Raw genomic sequence first — 19,092 nt, forward strand, 5'->3', positions numbered from 1 at the left:
TACCTGCAGGCCCCCAGAAATTGCTTTCGCACAACAAAGACAACCAGGAGCTACTTCGTGAAACGACCGATTCTCTATGCTGCCGGCGCCCTCGTGATTGGAGGCGGCCTCTATGGCGTCTATCACCTGACCATGAACACGGGCCCCGACCCGGACCGCATCCGGGAGGAGGTCAACAAGGCGATCCCGGAGCTGGAGGAGCAGGGAATCACCTTCGCGGACTGGGAACTTCAGGACGACAACATCCTCGTCTTCACCGACCTCGAGACCCGCTTCGACGCGCCCGAGCCCCCCATGCTGCTCACCGTCGAGGAAGCCCGCATGACGGTCACCATGGAAGGCGCGCTGAGGAACCGCATGAACGACTTCCAGGCCAGCGGCCTGGAGCTGAGCGATGCGGACAGCGGAACCGTCGGCCTGAAGGCGGCCTCCGCCAGCGCGCCCTGGATCGGCCTGGAGGACATCGAGGGCAAGGGAATGCGCCCCAACTACGACCAGGTCGTGCTTCATGACCTGAGCGGCGGCGAAGACGCGCCGGCCGGCGAAATGACCCTGGAGTCCATGACCTTCAGCGAGCCCCGGGATGGCCTGCCGAGACTGACGGTCCTGAAAGAGGGGAAATTCGCCGAAGACGGCGAGAGTCTGACCTTCGAGTCCCTGGAAGTGGCCGTTCGCCCCGAATTGATCGAAGGCTACAGCCAGCCCGATTACGCGCCCAGTGAGTCCGGCGTTCCCGAACTCCTGGGCAGTTTCGAGACAATAACGGCCGCGAATGTCACCCTCGACACCGACGATATAGACAACGAGACCATCGACGACCTGGCCATCGAAACCGCGCTCGACGACGAGGACTACGCCAACTTCCTGAAGATCACGGCCTCCGGCGAGGAAGGCCTGGGCGAGTCCCTCGAGGAAGGCACGGATGAATACAAGATCGCGCAGATTGTCGTCGGCCCGGAACCGGGGACCAGTGAGATGAGCCTGAGTGTCAGCCTGGACCGTACGCAAGGCACGATGAAGGTCGGCCCCACCCGCTTCGCCATCAGCGACTCCTTCGATATCGGGCTTACGGGCAACCTGGAAGGCATCGCCATGGACGACCTGTCGGGGGACCCGGAACAGCAGTTGGAGAACCTGATGCTGCGGGATCTCTCCCTGGATGTCGCCGACCAGGGCATCATCGACCGCTATCTCGATTTCGCCGCCGAGGAAGAGGGCATGCCCCGCAAGGAGCTCGAGACCATGATGGTGACCGGGATGACTCGCACCTTCCAGGGGTCCATCGGGCTGGAGCCCGAGCAGGTCGAAGCCCTCACGAGCTTCATCCGCACTCCCGGACAGTCGGGAACCTTGACCATCACGCTGAACGAGCCGGCACCGCTGGTTCAGGTCGCCCTGGCGGCCGCCATGTTCCCGCGCAAGCTCGTCGAGAACGCGGACATCCAGATCGCCATCGACTGACAGGTCACACGGCACCCGCACAGAAAAAACCGCCCGCCGGGACGTCCGGCGGGCGGTTTTCGTGCGACCCCTGACTCAGGAGAGGGAGGTGCCCCTCACTCCTCCGTCATGGTGATGGACTCGTCCAGGTACTCGTTGGTGTAGACCGTGGTCACATCGAAGGGTTCGTCGATGTCGAAGTACTCCTCGACCATCTCGTAGTCGTCCTGCATGCGCTCGGGGTTGAAGGCGCCCAGGGCGACCGAGGTGGTGGTGGGATCGCGCATCAGCTCCTGGATGCGGCCCCACTGGTCGCGCTGGTTGTCGCGGTCCAGGCCCGAGACGTTCTCCACCAGGGCATCCAGGCAGGGCTCGAAGTCATCGACGCAGGCCTTGAAGGCGCGCTGGGTGATCTCGGTGAATTTTTCGACGACCTCGGGGTTTTCCTCCAGGTAGTCGCGGTGGAAGAGCACCGAGTTGCCATAGGGGTTGATGCCGATGTCGCTCCAGGCGACGAAGCCCAGGTCGTCGCCGAACTCGCGCAGCTTCAGGTCATGCTCGTTGTAGAAGTCGCTGGTGATGTCGATGGCCCCGCTCTTCAGCGAGGTCAGCTTGGCCTGCGGACTGACGTTCACGAAATCGACGGAGTCCGGATCGATGTTCACGGTCTCGGCAAACAGCGGCCACATGACGCGCGAGGCGTCGGCCGGCGGATTGCCGATCTTGTGCCCGGGAAAGTCCTCCGGCCCTTCGATGCCGCTGCTCTTCAGCCAGTAGAAACCCTGGGGTGTGTTGGCATAGACCGTCATCACGGCGACGATGTCGGCGCCCTTGCTCTTCGCCACCAGGGCCGTGGCCATGTCGGCGACACCCACTTCCGAGCGCCCGGCGCCCACGCGCTGGGCCGAGGCGGACGAGCCCTGGCCGGCATCGATGCTGACGTTCAGGCCGGCATCCTCGTACCAGCCGGCCTCCTTGGCATAGAAATAGGGCGAGTGGTCGGCGGTCGGCACCCAGTTGAGGATCATGTCCAGGTCTTCCGCCGCCGCGGCGCCGGGCAGGATCATCGCTGCCGCAGCCGCCAGTTTCGCTATTGTTTTCAATGAAGTCTCCCTTCCTTGGTTATCGCGGCCGAAGCTCTTCGCTGCAGCCGCGCCAAGCCCGGCCAGGCAACGTGACAGGGTCGGACTTGGAGATAAGCTGAAAAAACGTTACCCATTTCACTTCATCGGATCAATAATTAACCAACCAGTTGGTTTGAAGTTGGACAAAAGAAACATGCAATCCTCCCGGAGCAAGGCGCCCCCCTCACAGGACCAGGCGTCCCAGGACAAGCCGCCCCCGCGCCGCCGCAACCCGGTGGAGACGCGGCGCGCCCTGCTGGACGCTTCCATCGCCGAGTTCGCCGAGAACGGCCTGGCCGGCGCGCGCGTCGACGCCATCGCCAAGCGCGCCGGGGTGAACAAGCAGCTGGTCTATCACTACTACGGCAGCAAGGATGACCTCTTCACCGCATCCCTGGAAGAAGTCTACCGCCACATCCGCACGCAGGAACGCGAACTGGAGCTGCACGCCCTGGAACCGGTGGCGGCCATGGAGCGCCTGGTCGGCTTCTCCTTCGACTACCTGGCCGACCACCCCGAGTTCATCACGCTGCTGAACGACGAGAACCGCATGCGCAGCGCGCACCTGAAGGACTCCCGGGAGCTGGTGGACATGCACTCGCCGCTGGTCGAGGTGATCGCCACCATCCTGGAGCGCGGCGTCGAACAGGGGGTCTTCAACGACCGCTTCGGGCCGGTGAACCTCTACATCTCGATCGCCAGCCTGTCCTACTTCTACTTCTCCAACAACTCCACGCTCTCGGCCATCTTCAACCGCGACATGTCCACCCCGGCCGAGATCGCACGCCGGCGCCAGCACATCATCGACCTGGTGCTCCATGCCCTCTGCAGCAATTATCAACCAACTGGATAGTTGACAACTCAGGACGCGATCTTCTAGGTTCCCGTCATCTTCCAGCCCAAGGACAGTGGTGACGATGCAGGAAACCGAGATTGCGACCCCGAAGCCGCCGGCGCCTTCCCGGCTTCCCACCAACCAGCTCATCGTCGTCGGCGTCCACATCGCCGCCTTCGTTTTGTGGGAGGTGCTGGTCCGCGCCTTCGGGATCCAGCAGTTCATCCTGCCGCCCCCCAGCCAGATCCTGGCCACCCTCGGTGGCGAGCATTACAGCTGGATCTCCAACAGCCTGGTCACCGCCACCGAGATCTTCGGCGGCTATGCGCTGGCCGTCGTCCTGGGCGTGGTCTGCGCGCTGATCTTCACCTGGTCGCGCCTGGCCCTCGTGCTGTTCTTTCCGCTGCTGGTCACGCTCAACATGATCCCCAAGGTGGCGCTGGGCCCGCTGATCATCGTCTGGTTCAGCTACGGCATCGGCACCAACATCCTGATCACCTTCAGCCTCTGCTTCTTCCCGATCCTGCTGACCACGGTGCGCGGCCTGCGCGAGATCGAGCCCGACCTGCTGGACCTGGTGAAGTCGCTGCGCGCCTCGCGCTGGCAGACCTTCTACTACATCCAGCTGCCGGGCTCGCTGCCCTATATCTTCTCGGGCATGAAGGTGGGCGCGATCCTGGCCGTGGCCGGCGCCATCGTCGGCGAGTTCATCGCCTCCAGCCGCGGACTGGGCTACCTGATGATCCAGGTCCAGGCCTCGCTGGACACGCCCGCCATGTTCATGTCCGTCATCCTGATCACGCTGATCGGTGTCGTCCTCTACGGCCTGGTCATGGCGCTGGAGCATTACCTCGTGCCCAAGGACGCGCGGCTGTCGTGACCCGCCCCGCTTGCGATCAAAAGCCCGCTCTCGACTTCAGCCCCGTTCTCGACCTCAAAAGGACCAAGGCCAACCCATGACCTCGCAAGATTCCAAGACACGCGCAGAGAACGCCCCCTGGCTGGAGGCCTCCGCCCTGCCCGACGGCTTCGCCAGCATCGCCGAGCTGGAGGATTTCATGGCGCGGCCCTCCCGTGTGCTGGCCGACGAGCTGGGCCAGCTGGACGGCGACATCATGGTCCTCGGCGCCGCCGGCAAGATGGGCCCCTCGCTCTGCCGCCTGGCGCGCAACGCCGCCCCCGACAAGCGCATCATCGCCGTGGCCCGCTTCAGCGATCCCGCCGCAAAGGCGGAGCTGGAGGCCGCGGGCATCGAGACCATCACCTGCGACCTGCTGGACCCGGCCGCGCTGGAGGCCCTGCCCCGCGTGCGCAACATCATCTTCATGGCCGGCCGCAAGTTCGGCGCCGAGGGCAACCAGCCACTGACCTGGGCGATGAACGTCCATGTGCCGGCCCGCGTCGCCGAGGTCTTCCGCGACTCGCGGATCGTCGCCTTCTCCACCGGCTGCGTCTATGCCTTCGCCCCCGTGGACGGCATGGGCGCGGACGAGGACACGCCGTTGACCCCGCCGGGCGAGTACGCCAACTCCTGCATCGGGCGCGAGCGGATGTTCAGCTATTTCTCCGACCTCCACGGCACGCCGGGCCGCCTGTTCCGCCTGAACTACGCCATCGACCTGCGCTATGGCGTGCTGCACGACGTGGCGCGCAAGGTGAAGGACGGCCAGCCCGTGGACATTACCATGGGCCACGTGAACGTGATCTGGCAGGGCGACGCCAACGCCCAGGCCCTGCGCAGCCTCTATCATTCCACCGCGCCCACCAGCCCCCTCAACGTCACCGGGCCCGAGGTCATCTCGGTGCGCTGGCTGGCCGAAGAGTTCGGCCGCCTGCTGGAGCGCGAACCCGTCATCACGGGCCAGGAGGCGGAGACCGCCTGGCTGTCCAACGCCGCCCAGGCCTGCGCCACCTTCGGCTATCCCCTGGTCCCGCTGAAGCGCATGATGGCCTGGACCGCCGACTGGCTGCAGCGCGAGCAGCCGACATATGGTAAGCCCACGCAGTTCGAGGTCCGCGATGGCGCTTACTAGTCAGCTTGCCACCACGACCCTGGATGAAAGCTACCTGCCCGACCTGATGGCGCTGTCCCGCGAGGCCGGCTGGAACCAGGTCGAGAACGACTGGCACCTCTTCCTGACCCAGGGCCGGGTCTTCGGCGTCCTCGATGGCGACAATGCGGTGGGCTCTGCCGCCATCCTGCCGTACGGCGCAGACTTCGCCTGGATCGGCATGGTGCTGGTGCGCGGCACCCACCGGAAACGGGGAGTCGGTACCCGCCTGCTGGAGCGCTGCCTGAAGGAACTGGACCGCGACGGGCGTGCCGCCTGCCTGGACGCCACCCCGGCCGGCGAGCCGCTCTATCGCAGCCTGGGCTTCGAGGGCAGCCTGCGGCTCACCCGCTGGCAGGGTGAGGCGGGCGGAGTCACTTCCGACCTCCCCGACAGCGATTTCCTGCCCCTGTCCCAACCCGAGGCGTTCGAGGCAGCCGTCGCCCTGGACGCCGCGGCCCTGGGCGCCGAGCGCCGGCCGCTCCTGTCCTGCTTCGCACGGCGCCTGCCCGAAGCGGCCTGGATGACGGCAAGCGGCGGCACGGCACACAAGGGCGGCGCCATCCTGGGCCGCAACGGCGACCTGGCCAGCCAGATCGGTCCGCTGCTGGCCGAGAACGAAGAAACCGCCATCGCCCTGCTGGACAGCGCCCTGGCGCGGCTGTCGGGCCGCGTCTTCCTGGACGTGGTGGATGCGCGCCAGCAGGTGGTGGACCATCTGCAGGCCCGGGGCTTCACGCAGCAACGCCCCTTCCTGCGCATGACCCGAAACGCCAGCCGCACGATCGGCGACGCCACGCGCCTGCACGCCATCGCCGGGCCGGAGTTCGGCTGATGCACCACGAATTACCAAGCACGGAGACCTGAACCCCCATGGGACTGCACCATACACAGCTCGATCCCGACCTGCTGGCCCGGTTCCGCAAGGGCGCGGTGATCCCGGCCCACCCCCTGGCCCTGGACGCGGACCGCCAGTTCGACCGGCGGCGCCAGCGGGCGCTGACCCGCTATTACGTCGACGCCGGCGTGGGCGGCCTGGCCGTGGGCGTGCACACCACCCAGTTCGCCATCCGCGACCACGGCCTCTACGCGCCGGTGCTGTCCGCGGCCGTCGAGGACAGCCAGGCCTGGAGCGAGCGCAAGCTGTTCATGATCGCCGGCATCTGCGGCCAGACCGAGCAGGCGGTGGCCGAGGCACGCACCGCCGTCGATCTGGGCTATCACGCCGGGCTGGTCAGCCTGGCCGCCATGAAGGACGCCGACACCAACCGCCTGATCGCCCACTGCGAACGCATCGCTGAGGAGATCCCCATCATCGGCTTCTACCTGCAGACGGCCGTGGGCGGCATCGAGCTGCCGGTGGACTTCTGGACGCGCTTCGCCGCCATCGACAACGTCATCGGCATCAAGGTCGCGCCCTTCAACCGCTATCGCACCCTGGACGTGGTGCGCGGCGTGGCGGCTGCCGGCGCCGAGGAGCGGGTGACGCTTTATACCGGCAACGACGATCACATCGTCCTGGACCTGCTGACCCCCTTCCAGGTGCGCCGCGACGGCGAGACGGTGACCCTGCGCTTCCGCGGCGGCCTGCTGGGTCACTGGTCGGTCTGGACGCACTCGGCCGTGCAGCTGCTGGAGGGCATCCACGCCGTGGTCGACAGCGGCCAGGCGCCGACCCCCGACCTGCTGGCCCTGGACAGCCGGGTCACCGACTGCAACGCCGCCTTCTTCGACGCCGCCAACGGCTTCGGCGGCGTCATCGCCGGCTGTCACGAGGTGCTGCGCCGCCAGGGCCTGCTCGAGGGCCTGTGGTGCCTGGACCCCGACGAGGGGCTGGGCGACGGGCAGGCGGCGGAGATCGACCGCGTCTATGCCGAACACCCCGACCTCTCGGATGACGCATTCGTGCAGGACAACCTGGAAAGATGGCTCTCATGATGGCTCAAAGCGACACCGCAGGCCCGACCGGCCCGGCCAACACCACAACAGACGGCCCCACCTCCCGCGACGAGGCCTTCATCCGCCTGCGCAACGTGCGCAAGGTCTTCCAGACCGGCGGGCAGGAGTTCCTGGCCGTCTCCGACGTCACCATGGACATCGCCGAGGGCGAGATCGTCTCGGTGGTCGGGCCGTCGGGCTGTGGCAAAACCACGCTGCTGCGCATCCTGGCGGGGCTCAGCGAAGCCCAGGACGGCGAGGTCTCCATCGGTGGTGCGGCCGGCGGCTTCACGCCGGGGCGCGACGTGGGCATGGTGTTCCAGCAGGCACTGCTGCTGAAGTGGCGCACCATCCTGGAAAACGTCATGCTGCCCGCCGACATCCTGAAGCTGCCGCGCAAGGAAAGCCGTGAGCGCGCGCGGGAGCTGCTGGACATGGTCGGGCTCAGCGGCTTCGAGAACAGCCACCCCTACGAGCTGTCGGGCGGCATGCAGCAGCGCGCCGCCATCGCCCGCGCGCTGATCCACGACCCCAAGCTGGTCCTGATGGACGAGCCCTTTGGCGCGCTGGACGCGCTGACGCGTGAGAAGATGAACCTGGAGATGCTGCGCATCTGGGAGGCCAGCGGCAAGACCATCGTCTTCGTCACCCACGGCATCCAGGAAGCCGTCTTCCTGGGCTCGCGCTGCGCCGTGCTCACCGCCGGCCCGGCCCGCATGTCGGATTATTTCCCCATCGACCTGCCTCAGCCGCGGACGATGGACATGAAGACCTCGGACGCCTTTGGGCAGTACGTGAAACGGATCTATCAGCAGCTGGGGATGGATTAGGGGGATGCTAGACGTGTCATACAACTATACTTCAATGCAAGATGCACTAGACCCGAATCTAATAAATAATTTATTTAATTATTAATCTATTTATTCCAATTCTGGTAGATTTTTTCTTGTAGTTCCTCGAGTCTCTTTATTCCTAAATCATTAGATTTACTTTCAGACTCTAATTGCTTTTTAATATTTTCCAGTCCCCCTGTATTCATTATGGATTCCCTTAAATCTATATTTTCTTCTGAATCATAAGTATCATTAAGTGATTGCGCCATACTACTATTCATTAATATTGTCTCTTGTTCTGAAACAATATCTTTCAGACTACCGATTAAGGAAGCTTGCTGCTCCCTAATCTTCTTAATTTCTTCGGCAGTCTCAAGGGCAACTTCTCTAGTGATCACTTTGACTCCATCCCCCGTGAACTCGAAGCTGGATGTCTGAGGAAGCACCAAAATAACAACAGCAGCTCCCAAAATAATGGAATGTCCAATCGAAACATCAAACCGAAGAAAGATCGTTAATATACCTATTAATGCGATAATAATTCCCGCAATCAATGAGATTAAATTATAATCGAGCATCACTCCCTCCCCTCAACCTCAATTCCTCATTATCTTATCAAAACGTATGGGTATTATTTACTATAAATGTGATGCATATACCAAAGATCATAAGGATTAACTTGCATTAGCCCACTGTCGAAAGCCGGTGAAGGTTATGAGATAGGGCAAGCAATAAGCTTCTACCAAGCTTCGTAGATGACATCGAGGATATGGCTGTAACTCTCGAAGAAGGTATTGTATAGCTCAGTGTCGCGCATGTATTATTAGAGGTTCTCCAAAGGGTTCAGCTTGATAGAGCGTGGCAGTTTAGAGAATAGCCGCAACTACGATCTCTCGGGCGGCATGCAGCAGCGCACCGCCATCGCTCGCGCGCAGCACCCAGAAATTCCCGTTCAAGACCCGTCTCTCGTCTTCGCGCTCTCTACGTGGTAGCCTTAACTTAATCACCAACCACTTGAAATCTGGAAGTTTATAATGATGCCCCATCATGCATCATCATCCTTCCATAGCAGGTCCTAATCATGGCCCTCCATCTATGCTTAATACTCTAATTTTAATTTAATCCTTAAATGTTTACTTTATTAAAATAATATATTATTATTGATGAATGGAATAATTAATAATGTAAATAAAATACGGTGCTGATATTATGAATATCTCCCTTTATATCCAAATAATAACCGCATTAGGTGTTATTGGGGCAGCTGGAATAGCAGCATTTACCGCTTACCTAAACTATCGACAAATACGTTTCCAATTTAAGCCAAATTTATTTATCGGGAGTGCGCAATACCAAATACATACTTCTAACAAATGTTTAAGAAATATATGGTGGGAAAAACCTAGCGAAAAAGCTATAATTTCAAACGGGGGTAGTACCGATTACCAATTTAATTTACTTAATACAGGAGCAGGTTCTGCACACGATATTAGAATTGAAACATTTTTCGACTATGAATCTATAATTCACGATGTAATTTTTAAAATAAAAAAATATTGCCCTAATATAAATATAGAACATGATGACTGGGGAATACAGATAAAATTAAATGGTGAATTATACGGGGGATTTAGATATCCAAAAGATTCCTATGCCTTAATAGATTATATAAGCTCATCAAACAATAATAAGGTAGAGAAAGATATAATTATAGACCCAACTTTATCTTTTTGTTTCTTATGTTATGCGTTTTATTTAATGAGTGAGCGTGTAATAAATGGAATAAATCATAGTAATAAAGATATAAATGTAGATTTTTTAATAAAATACAAAGACTCAAGTGGAAATATAAATCAGAAAATTCACAGATCTGTAATAAGTATACATGATGGTTTGTGGAAAAAAGATATGAGTGACGGTGTTACTTTTATAAGTATACAAGAGAGATAAATTTATATAATATCAAGTATCTATTTACCACCATAAGCCTCTTTCGTTCTCCAAAACATTCCCCCGCCAGTCCTCAGCCATATGGCTGAGGTCCAGCGCCTCGCCCTCCCCGCACAGCAGGTCCAGCACCCGCGGCGGCGTCAGCGGAATCTCCTGCACCCGCCTGCCCGTGGCGTTCGCCACCGCACAGGCCACGGCGGCGGCGACGTTCAGGATGGGGATTTCCCCCGCCCCCTTGGCGCCCAGCGGACCCAGAGAGGGCGCGCCCTCGTAGAGGTCGATCTGCACCGGCACCGCATCGCCCGCCTGGGGCAGGCGATAGGTTTCGAAGCCGCTCTGCGGGATGCGGCCGTCGGGGGGCAGGGTGACCTCCTCGTGCAGGGCATAGCCCAGGCCCTGGACCACGCCGCCCTGGATCTGGCCCTGGATGGCGCGCGGGTTGATGGCGCGGCCCACGTACTTTGCCGAATGTCGTGCCCTATCGCTGGGAGTTCGAGGAGAACGGCATTCCGTTCGACATCGCGGTCGAGCCCCGGATCACCACCAACGACCTGCGCCTGATGCTGCGCGCCGCCCTCAGCGGGGCGGGAATCACATTCGCCATGGAAAAAACCTTTCGCTCCTATATTGAGACCTTCGAACTCGTTTCGTTGCTCGAGGACTATCTGCCGACCTTTCCCGGGTTCTACTTCTACTTTCCACAACGCCGGAACATGGCGCCCAAGATGCGGGCGCCCATCGATCACCTGCGGCGGTCCTACAGGCCGGGAACGGCCGGCCCGGCGCTCCCCACGCTCCGGTTCGAGGTCCCTGAAGGGGCAGCTGGATCACGCCCGCTCAGCCTCTTCGGGAATGCGGGCAATGACCTTGATCTCGAAATCGAAACCGGCCAGCCAGTTCACACCGACGGCGGTCCAGTTGGGATAGGGCGGGCTCCGGAAGGTCCGGTTCTTGACGGCCATGATGGCCTCGAACTGGGTTTCGGGATTCGTGTGGAAGGTGGTCACATCGACGATATCGTCGAAGGTGCACCCCGCCGCTTCCAGGGTTGCGCGCAGGTTGTCGAAGGCGAGCTGGACCTGGCGTCCGAAATCGGGTTCGGGCGTCCCGTCGGAATGGCTGCCTACCTGCCCGGAGACGAAGAGGAGGTCGCCGGAGCGGATCGCGGCTGAATAGCCGTGTGCCTCGTAGAGTGCGTGCCTGTTGGCAGGAAAGATTGCGGCGCGCTGTGTCATCCTGTGATTCCTTTTCAGCCTTGCTGGGAAGTGCCGGATGAGCGGAACGCCGATTTTCGGGAGCTTTCCACGCTGCCGCATCATCTGATATACGTTATGTATGTGAAATACCCGACATACGCGGCGTATGTCAACCCATATACGTCATGTATGTGAGAATGGAGGACATGAGGATGGCCAGGCGACGGCTCGAGATGATGGAGGAAAACCGCGTAAAGCTGGTCGCAGCCGCGCGAAAGGCCTTCGCCGAAAAGGGCTATATCTCTGCCTCAATGGACGAGTTGACCGCCAAGGTCGGTCTGACGCGCGGCGCGCTTTACCATAACTTCGGAGACAAGCGCGGACTTCTGGCAGCCGTCGTCAACCAGATCGACGCTGAAATGGCTTCACGGGCACAGGAGATCGGCGCCCGGGCGGAAGACGAATGGGAAGGGCTGCTGGCTGAGGGGGCGGCCTACATCGAGATGGCGCTCGATCCCGAAGTCCAGCGCACCGTCCTGCTCGACGGCCCGGCGGTCCTTGGAGATCCCTCGCAATGGCCCAGCCAGAACAGCTGCCTGCAGGCGACAAAGCAGACGGTGGAGCGGCTTATCGCGCAAGGCATCCTGAAGCCGATAGACGCAGAGGCCGCCGCCCGGCTTCTGAATGGCGCCGCGCTCAATGCGGCCCTCTGGGTCGCCGCCAGCGAAGAGCCCAAGGAGGTCCTCCCGAAAGCTGTCGAGACCTTCCGCTGTCTGGCCACGGGTCTGCGTGCAGAGCCGATGTGACCTCTCCCATCTCGATATCTGTGGTCTCTTCACCAAGCTGGAGCACACAAACTTCTTCAAGGCCTAAGTCAATTAAGTTTGTTGAACCCGACTTGTCCAAGAGTCACGTCTCTGCCAACACATTCCCCCACCAATCCTGGGCCATATGGCCAAGGTCCAGCGCCTCGCCTTCACCACATAGCGGATCCAGCACCCGCGGCGGTGTCAGCGGGATCTCCTGCACTCGTATGCCCGTAGCGTTCGCCACCGCACAGGCCACGGCGGCGGCGACGTTCAGGATGGGGATTTCCCCCGCCCCCTTGGCGCCCAGCGGGCCCAGGGAGGGGGCGCCCTCGTAGAGGTCGATCTGCACCGGCAGCGCGTCGCCCGCCTGGGGCAGGCGCGCATGGGCGCTGCGTTGAGCCGTGCGCGGAATACTCACGGCGACGACAAGCGCTCCGGGCAGTAGCTGGTCGCGCCGCGCCAGGAAATCCTCCAGCGGCAGTTCCTCCGCCGCGCCTGACCCGTCCCGGTGCAGCCACACGCTGGCCTCCAGCGCCAGCAGGGCGGGCGGCAGGTCGGCGGCCGGAAACTCGGTGGCGCAGAGGTTGCCGCCCAGGGTCGCCACCTGGCGGATGGCGGGGTTCGCCGAGCGGCCCGCCGCCTGGGCCAACCCGCGCAGCTCCGGCAGCTCGGCCAGGGCGGCGGCCAGCCGCGCATTGGTAAGGCCGGCGCCCAGCGCGACCGCTTCGTCGGTAATGGTAATCTCGTTGAAGTCCTTCAGCCCGCCCAGCGCCACATAGCGCGCCGGCGGGCCTCGCCGCGCAACGGCGCGCGCATGAGCCAGGTGGCCCCGGCCAGCGGCGCCGCGTACGGCACGGACAGAAGCAACAGCGCTTCCTCCAGGGACTGCGGCACCAGAAGCCGCTCGTCCAACTCTGTCTCCGCCATCATGATCTCCGCCTCCACATCCCAGCCTCAGGAAGGACCCCGGCCACCTTCTTCAACAGGGCGGCTCAAGACCCAACCGAGAAAGCCTCCGCCCAGCACGCGCGGAAATCAAATCGTAAAATCGCGCAAAGCGATTTCGGTTTTTCAGATGACGTGTAGGTGTGGTCTCAATTTATTGTCTGATATCAGGCAGATACCCAGAATCAGACTGAGCGACATGCCAAGCGGCCGGGCTTATTCGGCGGCCGCGGCAGATCTCAGCTCCCGCGCCGGCAATGGTAAACAAACGCCGGCGGCACATTGGCCCAGACATGGGTCATGTCCACTTCGTCGTACAGCGCCTTCAAGTCCGGCCGTATGTTCCGCGAGAACTGCAGGGCCACGAAGATCCCGCCGGGGTTCAGCAGGTCGTGGAATTCCTTCAGCAGAAACTTTCGATCGGCCTGGGAGAAATTGACGAAGGGCAGTCCCGACACGATGCAATCCAGCCCGGACAGCCCGCGGCTTTCCACGACCTTCCTCAGGTCGTAGGCATTGTCGTGAACGGCCGCCGAATCATAACGCTTCTCCAGGGCGGCCCGCATGGATCGGTCGCTCTCGAAAACCAGGAACTCCGACTCACGGCTGCGTTGGCGTTCGATGGCCGCCGTCACGACACCTGTTCCGGCCCCAAGCTCGGCCACCGAGCCCAGCGTGGACCAGTCGATCCCCGACACGATCACATTGACCAGATACCGCGAACTCGGCACGACACTGCCGACGGCCTTGGGCGAGCTGAGGAAGGATTTAAGAAATACCCAAGTTTGCTGCATAGAGTCCCCGACAAATAAGTGAGCAGCGCAACATCAGGGATTTGCCCGCTCATGAAAAGCTGATTCATGTCGTCCTCATGTGCCCTCGCCGTCAGGAATCTGCAATGGCAAACACCTATATGCGATCGACACGGGCATAAGCCGGCATGACTGCACGTCTGGCGCCGGCGGACCCGTGCTTGCGATATCCCGGGGTCATATCCCGGGCGCGGTATCGCGGGCTTCGATATCAACCCTTCGGAATATTCTGTTTTCCAGATATCCAACCCTGGGTCATACTGGAAAAAACAAGGGGCTTTTCGCAAAAGTCGCCGAACAGCGTCAAACAGGCCAGCGTGTTCTGATTTTCAGCTACGCACCGGCCTTGCGGACGGGGAAGACAGATGAATTTCCGGCACGTCAAATACTTCGTGGCGACGGCCGAACTGGGGCAGATCTCGCGCGCGGCCATGGAGCTGTCGATCTCCCAGTCCGCCATCACCACCGCCATCAAGGACCTGGAGGCCGAAACCGGCGCCCAGCTGTTCACCCGCACAGCCCAGGGCATGGAGCTGACGGCGGCGGGCCGGCACTTCCTGGGCTCGGCCTATCGCATCCTGGCCTCCATCGACGAGGCGATGAATCCCGGCGGCGTCGCCGACGAGGAGGTGACGGGCACCCTGTCGGTGGCCGCCACCTACACCGTGCTGGGCTATTTCCTGCCCCAGCACCTGGGGCGGCTGGAGCGGCGCTATCCCAACCTGAAGATCCAATTGTTCGAGCTGAGCCGCGAGATGGTGGAGGACGGGCTGGTCACCAACCGCTTCGACATGGCGGTGGTGCTGACCTCGAACGTCACCAATCCGGAGCTGGCCACGGACTCGCTGCTCAGTTCCCAGCGCCGCCTGTGGGTGCCCTCGGGCCATCCCTTCCTCAGCCTCGAGCGCGTGGGCTTCGCCGAGATCTCGAAGGAGCCCTACATCATGCTGACGGTGGACGAGGCGGCGCACACCACGCTGCGCTACTGGAACCGCACCGACTACCAGCCCTCGGTGCGCCTGCGCACCTCGTCCATCGAAGCGGTGCGCTCCATCGTCGCCAACGGCCAGGGCATCACCATCCTGTCCGACATGGTCTATCGGCCCTGGTCGCTGGAGGGCAAGCGCATCGAGACCATCATCCCGGCCGAGCCGGTGCCCTCCATGAACATCGGCCTGGCCTGGCGCAAGGGCGTCGAGCTCACCCCCGCCATGCGCCTGTTCCGCGAATATTTCAGCGACACCTACCAGACCCCACAGAGTCACCTGGCGCGTTAGGGGCACAACTGCGGCAAGCATTCAGGATACGTTGCATTTCCAAATACAACGTATAGTATTCTGATAACTTCGGCTGGAGTCTCCCAAGTTCGGGGGAATGCGCATACTGCCACCCCTATGGAGACTGGCGTCATCTTACAGGAGAGATTCGCTCTATGGTCAAAACAACACCCCCCGTTGAAACCCATATGGTCCCAATCTCTTTCCTGAACGTGGAGGTCGAGGTTTCGGGACCGAAGGATGGAGCGCCCCTCTTCCTGCTGCATGGCTGGCCGGATTCCCTGCGCACCTGGGATGACTGCCTGGCTCCCCTGCATGCCGGCGGTCTGCGCACCTATGTTCCCAGCCTGCGCGGCTATGGCGAAACACGCTTCCGGGCGCCCGGCACCTTTCGCAGTGGCCAGCTCTCCGCGCTGGCAAGCGACCTGCTGGAACTGGCCAATGTCCTGGACCTTCAAAGCTTCTCCGTTATCGGACACGACTGGGGTGCGCGGGCGGCATACATCGCCAGTTACCTGGCGCCGGAGCGCGTGAATGCTTGCGTTGCAATCTCCGTAGGCTGGGGCACCAACGCCCCGGACCAGGCACTCCCCCTGCAGCAGGTCCAGAACTATTGGTATCACTGGTACATGGCCCTCGACCGTGGAGCCGCTTTGGTTCAAGAGGAGCGCAAGGCCTTCACCCGCTATATCTGGGATATCTGGAATCCGGGCTGGAAAATCACGGATGAGGCCTTCGAAATCACTGCGGCAGCCTTCGACAACCCGGACTGGGCCGAGGTGGTGTTGCATTCCTACCGCGTGAGATGGGGGCTGGCCGCCATGGATCCCACCTATGACCCGATTGAACGCGAACTTGCCGAAGGGCGGAAGATCACCGTTCCCACCTTGGTCCTTCATGGTGGCGCGGACCCCTGCAACGACCCCGCAACCTCCGAAGGCAAGGAGCCACTGTTCGGTAGCCGCTATGAGAGGGAGGTGCTGGATGGTGTCGGGCACTTTCCCCAGCGGCAAGTACCCGGGGAAGTGGCCCGAATGAGCGAAGCCTTCCTCCGATCAACCGCAACTGCCTGACCCCGGAAACTTCGGGGTCAGGCACTTTCGTTCTGGCGCTTCAGCAGGAGTGTCGCCAGAGCCTTCGCGCGCTCCACGGCGCCCTCGCCCATGAAGGTCCAGCTCTGGGTCAGCCCTTCGTGCAGCAGCATCAGCTCGTCCTTGCGGTCCTCCAGGCCCGTGGCCTGGCCCAAGCGCCCGGCTACCTCGGCCTTGTGCCGCTCCAGCAGCTGCCGCAGCGCCGCATTGTGGGGCTGGGCCGCGACGGCACTGTGAAAGAGGCAGCCCTGGGCGGCATTGCTGCGCATCCATTCGCCCACCCGCTCGAAGATCTCCATCAGCGCCGCCTGCGGATCGGCGGGCAAGCCCTCGAAGAGATGGGCGAGATAACGCGCATGTCGATGCTCCAGCGCCGTCAGGACCATGTCCTCGCGCGACGGACAGTACTTGTAGAGCGTGCGCAGGCTGACCTGCGTCGCATCGCGCAGCTGGTCCACGCCCGGCTCGGCAAAGCCCGCGCTGGCGAAGGCCTGCTCCAGCCCGGCGGCGATTTTCTCATGGGTCTCATTCATGATTGACAATGTAGAACGATCGTCCTACCTACGCAAGTAGAACGATCGCTTTACCTTTCATGGAGACCCCTGCCATGCCTCCCCTGCGACCCCTGGCAGCGACACCGGTCCTGGAAGTGGGTCTGGTCATCTGCTGGAGCTCGGGCTTTATCGGCGGGACGCTGGCCTCCGCCACCACGTCGATCTACCTGGTCCTGTTCTGGCGCTTCCTGCTGATCAGCCTGCTTCTGCTGCCCCTTGCCGGCCGCGGGATCGCGCGCATGGCACCCCGAGAGCTCGCCCTCCAGGCGCTTCTGGGCACCTTCGCCATGTTCGGCTATCTGGCCACGCTGATCACCGCCATCGACCAGGGAGTGCCTGCGGGCACTGCGGCCCTGATCGCCGCGCTCCAGCCGCTGGCGACCGCGGCCCTGGCCGGGCTCGTGCTGTCGGAATCGGTTTCTGCCCGCCAGTGGCTGGGCCTCCTGGTCGGCTTCGGCGGCGTGGCCCTGGCGGTCGGGGGCGGTCTCGACCAGGCCCCTCTGTGGGGCTATGGCCTGACCCTGCTCAGCATGGCCTCCATCGTGACGGCCACGCTGATCGCCCGTCGCCAAGCACGGCCCAGCCCGCTGCTGCCTTCCCTATCTGTTCAGTCTGCCGTCGCGGCGCTGCTGTTCCTGCCCCTGGCGCTGCTGGACGGCACCCTGGTGCCCGAGGCGACGGGGTCCTTCGTCTACGCCATTCTCTGGTTCATTCTCTTCTCGACGCTGGGCGGCTACGGCTTTTACTGGGCCTGCCTGGCCCGCACCTCGGCGACGCGCGTGTCCAGCCTGATCTACCTGACGCCACCGGTCACCACGCTCTGGGCCTTCGTGATGTTCGGCCAGGCGATCACTCCCGGTGCCGTGGCCGGCTTTCTGGTCTGCCTGGCCGGCGTGTGGCTGGCAAAGGCCCGGCGGTCGACGGCAACCCTGCCAACAACCACCTGTTCAGGATCATGAAGGCTGCCCTCTTGACTTTACACGGACACTAGTAAAGATTTCTTTACTAGAAAGACTCCCTTGTCGGAGTCTGCAACGGAACAGGTCAGGGGGCAGGGTCTTGAATTCCGCGGCTGGACGATTCGAACGCCTGCAGATTGCCGGCGAGGATCAGGGGACCCTGGCCTTCGTTCCCTTCCCCCTGCCCCCACGGAACCCGAAGGTCTCCCGGCCCGGAGAGCTGAGCGAACGCCTGAATGCGGCCGAGCACGCCTTGGCGCGGCTTGCCTTTGCCGGCCGGATGCTCCCCGACCCTGAGCCCCTGCTTCACGCCTTTGCACGGCGTGAAGCCGTGCTGTCCTCCCGGCTCGACGGTCTGCAGGTGGAGCTGATGGACCTTCTGCGCAGTCAGGTCATGGACGACACCGCAGGGACGCCTGCGCTTGCGCAGCTGCACAACCACATTGCGGCCTGGCGCCAGGCGCGTGGCCAACTGGCACGGAAAAAGGAAAGAAAACTTTCCCTGACCCTGCTCGACAGGGGTTGGCAAAGGATGTTTCGCGACAGTGACCGCCCCGCAGGCAAGGCCGCTCCGCTTCGGTGCAGCCAAGAGCGGGGGGACTACGGCTTAGCGGGCCAATCCAGCTATCTGCCGCCCGCGGCCCACAGGCTGCCTGTCTTGCTGGAGGAACTGGAAGCCTATCTGCAGAGCGGGGACAAGCTGCCCGAACTCGTGCGCATCGGCCTGATCCAGGCCCAGTTCGAGAACATCCACCCCTATCCGGCCGGCAATGGCCGCCTGGCCCGCCTGCTGAGCACACTGCTGCTGGAACACTGGGGATACCTGGAGCTGCCCCTGCCTTGTCTCAGCCTGCACTTCCATCGCCAGGGCGACGATTACGCGCAACGACTGGCCGCCATTCGCGAAGAGGGCGACTGGGAAGGCTGGACCGGCTTCTTCCTGGACAGCCTGGAAGCAGCAGCCGACGAGGCCGTGGCCACGCTTCGCGACCTTCACGCCATCGTCACCCGCGACAGGAAGCGTCTGCTTGCCAGCGAAGGTAGCGCGTTGTCGGCCGTCCGGCTGTTCGAGGATCTGCCCGACCAGCCTGTCCTGACCGTGGCCCGGACCATGGACCTGCTGCAGACCACCAAACCCACCGCCGGCCGGGCCATCGAAGCCCTGGTCGACGCCGGCATCCTGGAGGAAATCACCGGCCGCAAACGCGACCGCAGCTATGCCTACACGGCGTTTATCGAGCGCCTGGGGCGCGGTATGGAACGTGAGCAGGGGTGAGG

Annotated in this window: 21 protein-coding genes and 1 pseudogene; 14 read left to right on the plus strand and 8 right to left on the minus strand. The window is 62.1% G+C overall.

The genetic code is table 11. The features are described from left to right. The first annotated feature begins 57 nt into the window (after positions 1 to 57). Positions 58 to 1,461 carry an aq_1923 C-terminal domain gene (locus BP38_RS0114340; RefSeq protein ID WP_026988302.1) on the plus strand — a complete coding sequence of 468 codons (1,404 nt, stop codon included), beginning with the start codon at positions 58 to 60 and terminating at the stop codon, positions 1,459 to 1,461. Positions 1,462 to 1,556: 95 nt separating this feature from the next. On the opposite strand, the gene BP38_RS0114345 is transcribed toward BP38_RS0114340, so the two are convergent. After that, positions 1,557 to 2,543, minus strand: coding sequence for an ABC transporter substrate-binding protein (locus BP38_RS0114345; RefSeq protein ID WP_322098965.1), 987 nt, complete (start codon positions 2,541 to 2,543; stop codon positions 1,557 to 1,559). Between the two features lie 175 nt (positions 2,544 to 2,718). Between BP38_RS0114345 and BP38_RS20810 the strand changes: the two genes are divergently transcribed. The 6 genes from BP38_RS20810 to BP38_RS0114375 all read left to right on the plus strand — a co-directional run bounded on the left by BP38_RS20810 (position 2,719) and on the right by BP38_RS0114375 (position 8,218). Continuing rightward, complete coding sequence (locus BP38_RS20810) at positions 2,719 to 3,417, plus strand: TetR/AcrR family transcriptional regulator (protein ID WP_035725400.1); 699 nt, start codon at positions 2,719 to 2,721, stop codon at positions 3,415 to 3,417. 64 nt (positions 3,418 to 3,481) lie between these two features. Continuing rightward, on the plus strand, positions 3,482 to 4,279 hold the full coding sequence (locus BP38_RS0114355) for an ABC transporter permease (RefSeq protein ID WP_081816690.1): 798 nt from the start codon (positions 3,482 to 3,484) through the stop codon (positions 4,277 to 4,279). Positions 4,280 to 4,355: 76 nt separating this feature from the next. Further along, positions 4,356 to 5,432, plus strand: coding sequence for an NAD-dependent epimerase/dehydratase family protein (locus BP38_RS0114360; protein ID WP_081816691.1), 1,077 nt, complete (start codon positions 4,356 to 4,358; stop codon positions 5,430 to 5,432). Continuing rightward, a complete protein-coding gene (locus BP38_RS0114365) occupies positions 5,419 to 6,285 on the plus strand; it encodes a GNAT family N-acetyltransferase (RefSeq protein ID WP_051609394.1) in 867 nt (288 codons plus the stop codon). The genes BP38_RS0114360 and BP38_RS0114365 overlap by 14 nt, the downstream gene beginning before the upstream one ends. Before the next feature lie 38 nt (positions 6,286 to 6,323). Continuing rightward, the gene (locus BP38_RS0114370) at positions 6,324 to 7,388 is read left to right on the plus strand and encodes a dihydrodipicolinate synthase family protein (RefSeq protein ID WP_155992451.1); all 1,065 of its coding nucleotides are present in this window, start codon (positions 6,324 to 6,326) and stop codon (positions 7,386 to 7,388) included. Then, the gene (locus BP38_RS0114375; protein WP_245602419.1) at positions 7,385 to 8,218 is read left to right on the plus strand and encodes an ABC transporter ATP-binding protein; all 834 of its coding nucleotides are present in this window, start codon (positions 7,385 to 7,387) and stop codon (positions 8,216 to 8,218) included. The genes BP38_RS0114370 and BP38_RS0114375 overlap by 4 nt, the downstream gene beginning before the upstream one ends. Before the next feature lie 86 nt (positions 8,219 to 8,304). Here the strand turns inward: BP38_RS0114375 and BP38_RS0114380 are convergent, their stop codons facing one another. Then, positions 8,305 to 8,799 carry a hypothetical protein gene (locus BP38_RS0114380; protein WP_026988309.1) on the minus strand — a complete coding sequence of 165 codons (495 nt, stop codon included), beginning with the start codon at positions 8,797 to 8,799 and terminating at the stop codon, positions 8,305 to 8,307. A 631-nt stretch (positions 8,800 to 9,430) separates the two neighbouring features. On the opposite strand from BP38_RS0114380, the gene BP38_RS22685 reads away from it, so the two are divergent. After that, a complete protein-coding gene (locus BP38_RS22685; protein ID WP_155992452.1) occupies positions 9,431 to 10,171 on the plus strand; it encodes a hypothetical protein in 741 nt (246 codons plus the stop codon). Between the two features lie 24 nt (positions 10,172 to 10,195). Here BP38_RS22685 and BP38_RS0114390 read toward each other — a convergent pair whose 3' ends face one another. Beyond that, on the minus strand, positions 10,196 to 10,627 hold the full coding sequence (locus BP38_RS0114390) for a molybdopterin cofactor-binding domain-containing protein (RefSeq protein ID WP_026988311.1): 432 nt from the start codon (positions 10,625 to 10,627) through the stop codon (positions 10,196 to 10,198). A 17-nt stretch (positions 10,628 to 10,644) separates the two neighbouring features. Here BP38_RS0114390 and BP38_RS20815 point away from each other — a divergent pair. Beyond that, a pseudogene (locus BP38_RS20815) lies at positions 10,645 to 10,917 on the plus strand (LysR substrate-binding domain-containing protein); the annotation flags it as partial. A gap of 81 nt (positions 10,918 to 10,998) precedes the next feature. On the opposite strand, the gene BP38_RS22335 reads toward BP38_RS20815, so the two are convergent. Further along, positions 10,999 to 11,406, minus strand: a complete 408-nt coding sequence (locus BP38_RS22335) for a RidA family protein (protein ID WP_081816703.1) — start codon at positions 11,404 to 11,406, stop codon at positions 10,999 to 11,001. 173 nt (positions 11,407 to 11,579) lie between these two features. On the opposite strand from BP38_RS22335, the gene BP38_RS0114400 reads away from it, so the two are divergent. Further along, positions 11,580 to 12,173 carry a TetR/AcrR family transcriptional regulator gene (locus BP38_RS0114400; RefSeq protein ID WP_026988313.1) on the plus strand — a complete coding sequence of 198 codons (594 nt, stop codon included), beginning with the start codon at positions 11,580 to 11,582 and terminating at the stop codon, positions 12,171 to 12,173. Positions 12,174 to 12,276: 103 nt separating this feature from the next. Here BP38_RS0114400 and BP38_RS21900 read toward each other — a convergent pair whose 3' ends face one another. From BP38_RS21900 to BP38_RS0114410, 3 genes are all read right to left on the minus strand, one after another. After that, entirely contained in the window at positions 12,277 to 12,951 is a 675-nt protein-coding gene (locus BP38_RS21900) for an FAD binding domain-containing protein (protein WP_051609395.1), read from the minus strand. Beyond that, entirely contained in the window at positions 12,933 to 13,106 is a 174-nt protein-coding gene (locus tag BP38_RS21905) for a hypothetical protein (RefSeq protein ID WP_155992453.1), read from the minus strand. Before BP38_RS21905 ends, BP38_RS21900 begins: the two co-directional genes overlap by 19 nt. 254 nt (positions 13,107 to 13,360) lie before the next feature. Further along, positions 13,361 to 13,915, minus strand: a complete 555-nt coding sequence (locus BP38_RS0114410) for a class I SAM-dependent methyltransferase (protein WP_026988314.1) — start codon at positions 13,913 to 13,915, stop codon at positions 13,361 to 13,363. Positions 13,916 to 14,298: 383 nt separating this feature from the next. Here BP38_RS0114410 and BP38_RS0114415 point away from each other — a divergent pair, with 383 nt between their 5' ends. Together BP38_RS0114415 and BP38_RS0114420 are read left to right on the plus strand one after the other, a co-directional pair. After that, positions 14,299 to 15,210 carry a LysR family transcriptional regulator gene (locus BP38_RS0114415; protein WP_026988315.1) on the plus strand — a complete coding sequence of 304 codons (912 nt, stop codon included), beginning with the start codon at positions 14,299 to 14,301 and terminating at the stop codon, positions 15,208 to 15,210. A 155-nt stretch (positions 15,211 to 15,365) separates the two neighbouring features. Then, positions 15,366 to 16,283: an alpha/beta fold hydrolase gene (locus BP38_RS0114420; protein WP_211250338.1), complete on the plus strand. Its 918-nt coding sequence runs from the start codon at positions 15,366 to 15,368 to the stop codon at positions 16,281 to 16,283. 17 nt (positions 16,284 to 16,300) lie between these two features. Here the strand turns inward: BP38_RS0114420 and BP38_RS0114425 are convergent, their stop codons facing one another. Beyond that, complete coding sequence (locus BP38_RS0114425; RefSeq protein WP_211250339.1) at positions 16,301 to 16,843, minus strand: TetR/AcrR family transcriptional regulator; 543 nt, start codon at positions 16,841 to 16,843, stop codon at positions 16,301 to 16,303. 65 nt (positions 16,844 to 16,908) lie between these two features. Here BP38_RS0114425 and BP38_RS20825 point away from each other — a divergent pair, with 65 nt between their 5' ends. Both BP38_RS20825 and BP38_RS0114435 read left to right on the plus strand, forming a co-directional pair. After that, positions 16,909 to 17,814 (plus strand): DMT family transporter, encoded by a 906-nt coding sequence (locus tag BP38_RS20825; protein ID WP_051609397.1) that lies wholly within the window; start codon positions 16,909 to 16,911, stop codon positions 17,812 to 17,814. Between the two features lie 100 nt (positions 17,815 to 17,914). Next, a complete protein-coding gene (locus BP38_RS0114435; protein WP_035725403.1) occupies positions 17,915 to 19,090 on the plus strand; it encodes a Fic family protein in 1,176 nt (391 codons plus the stop codon). Positions 19,091 to 19,092: the final 2 nt, after the last annotated feature.

It is taken from the genome of Fodinicurvata fenggangensis DSM 21160 (assembly GCF_000686045.1).
GTDB lineage: Bacteria > Pseudomonadota > Alphaproteobacteria > Kiloniellales > DSM-21159 > Fodinicurvata > Fodinicurvata fenggangensis.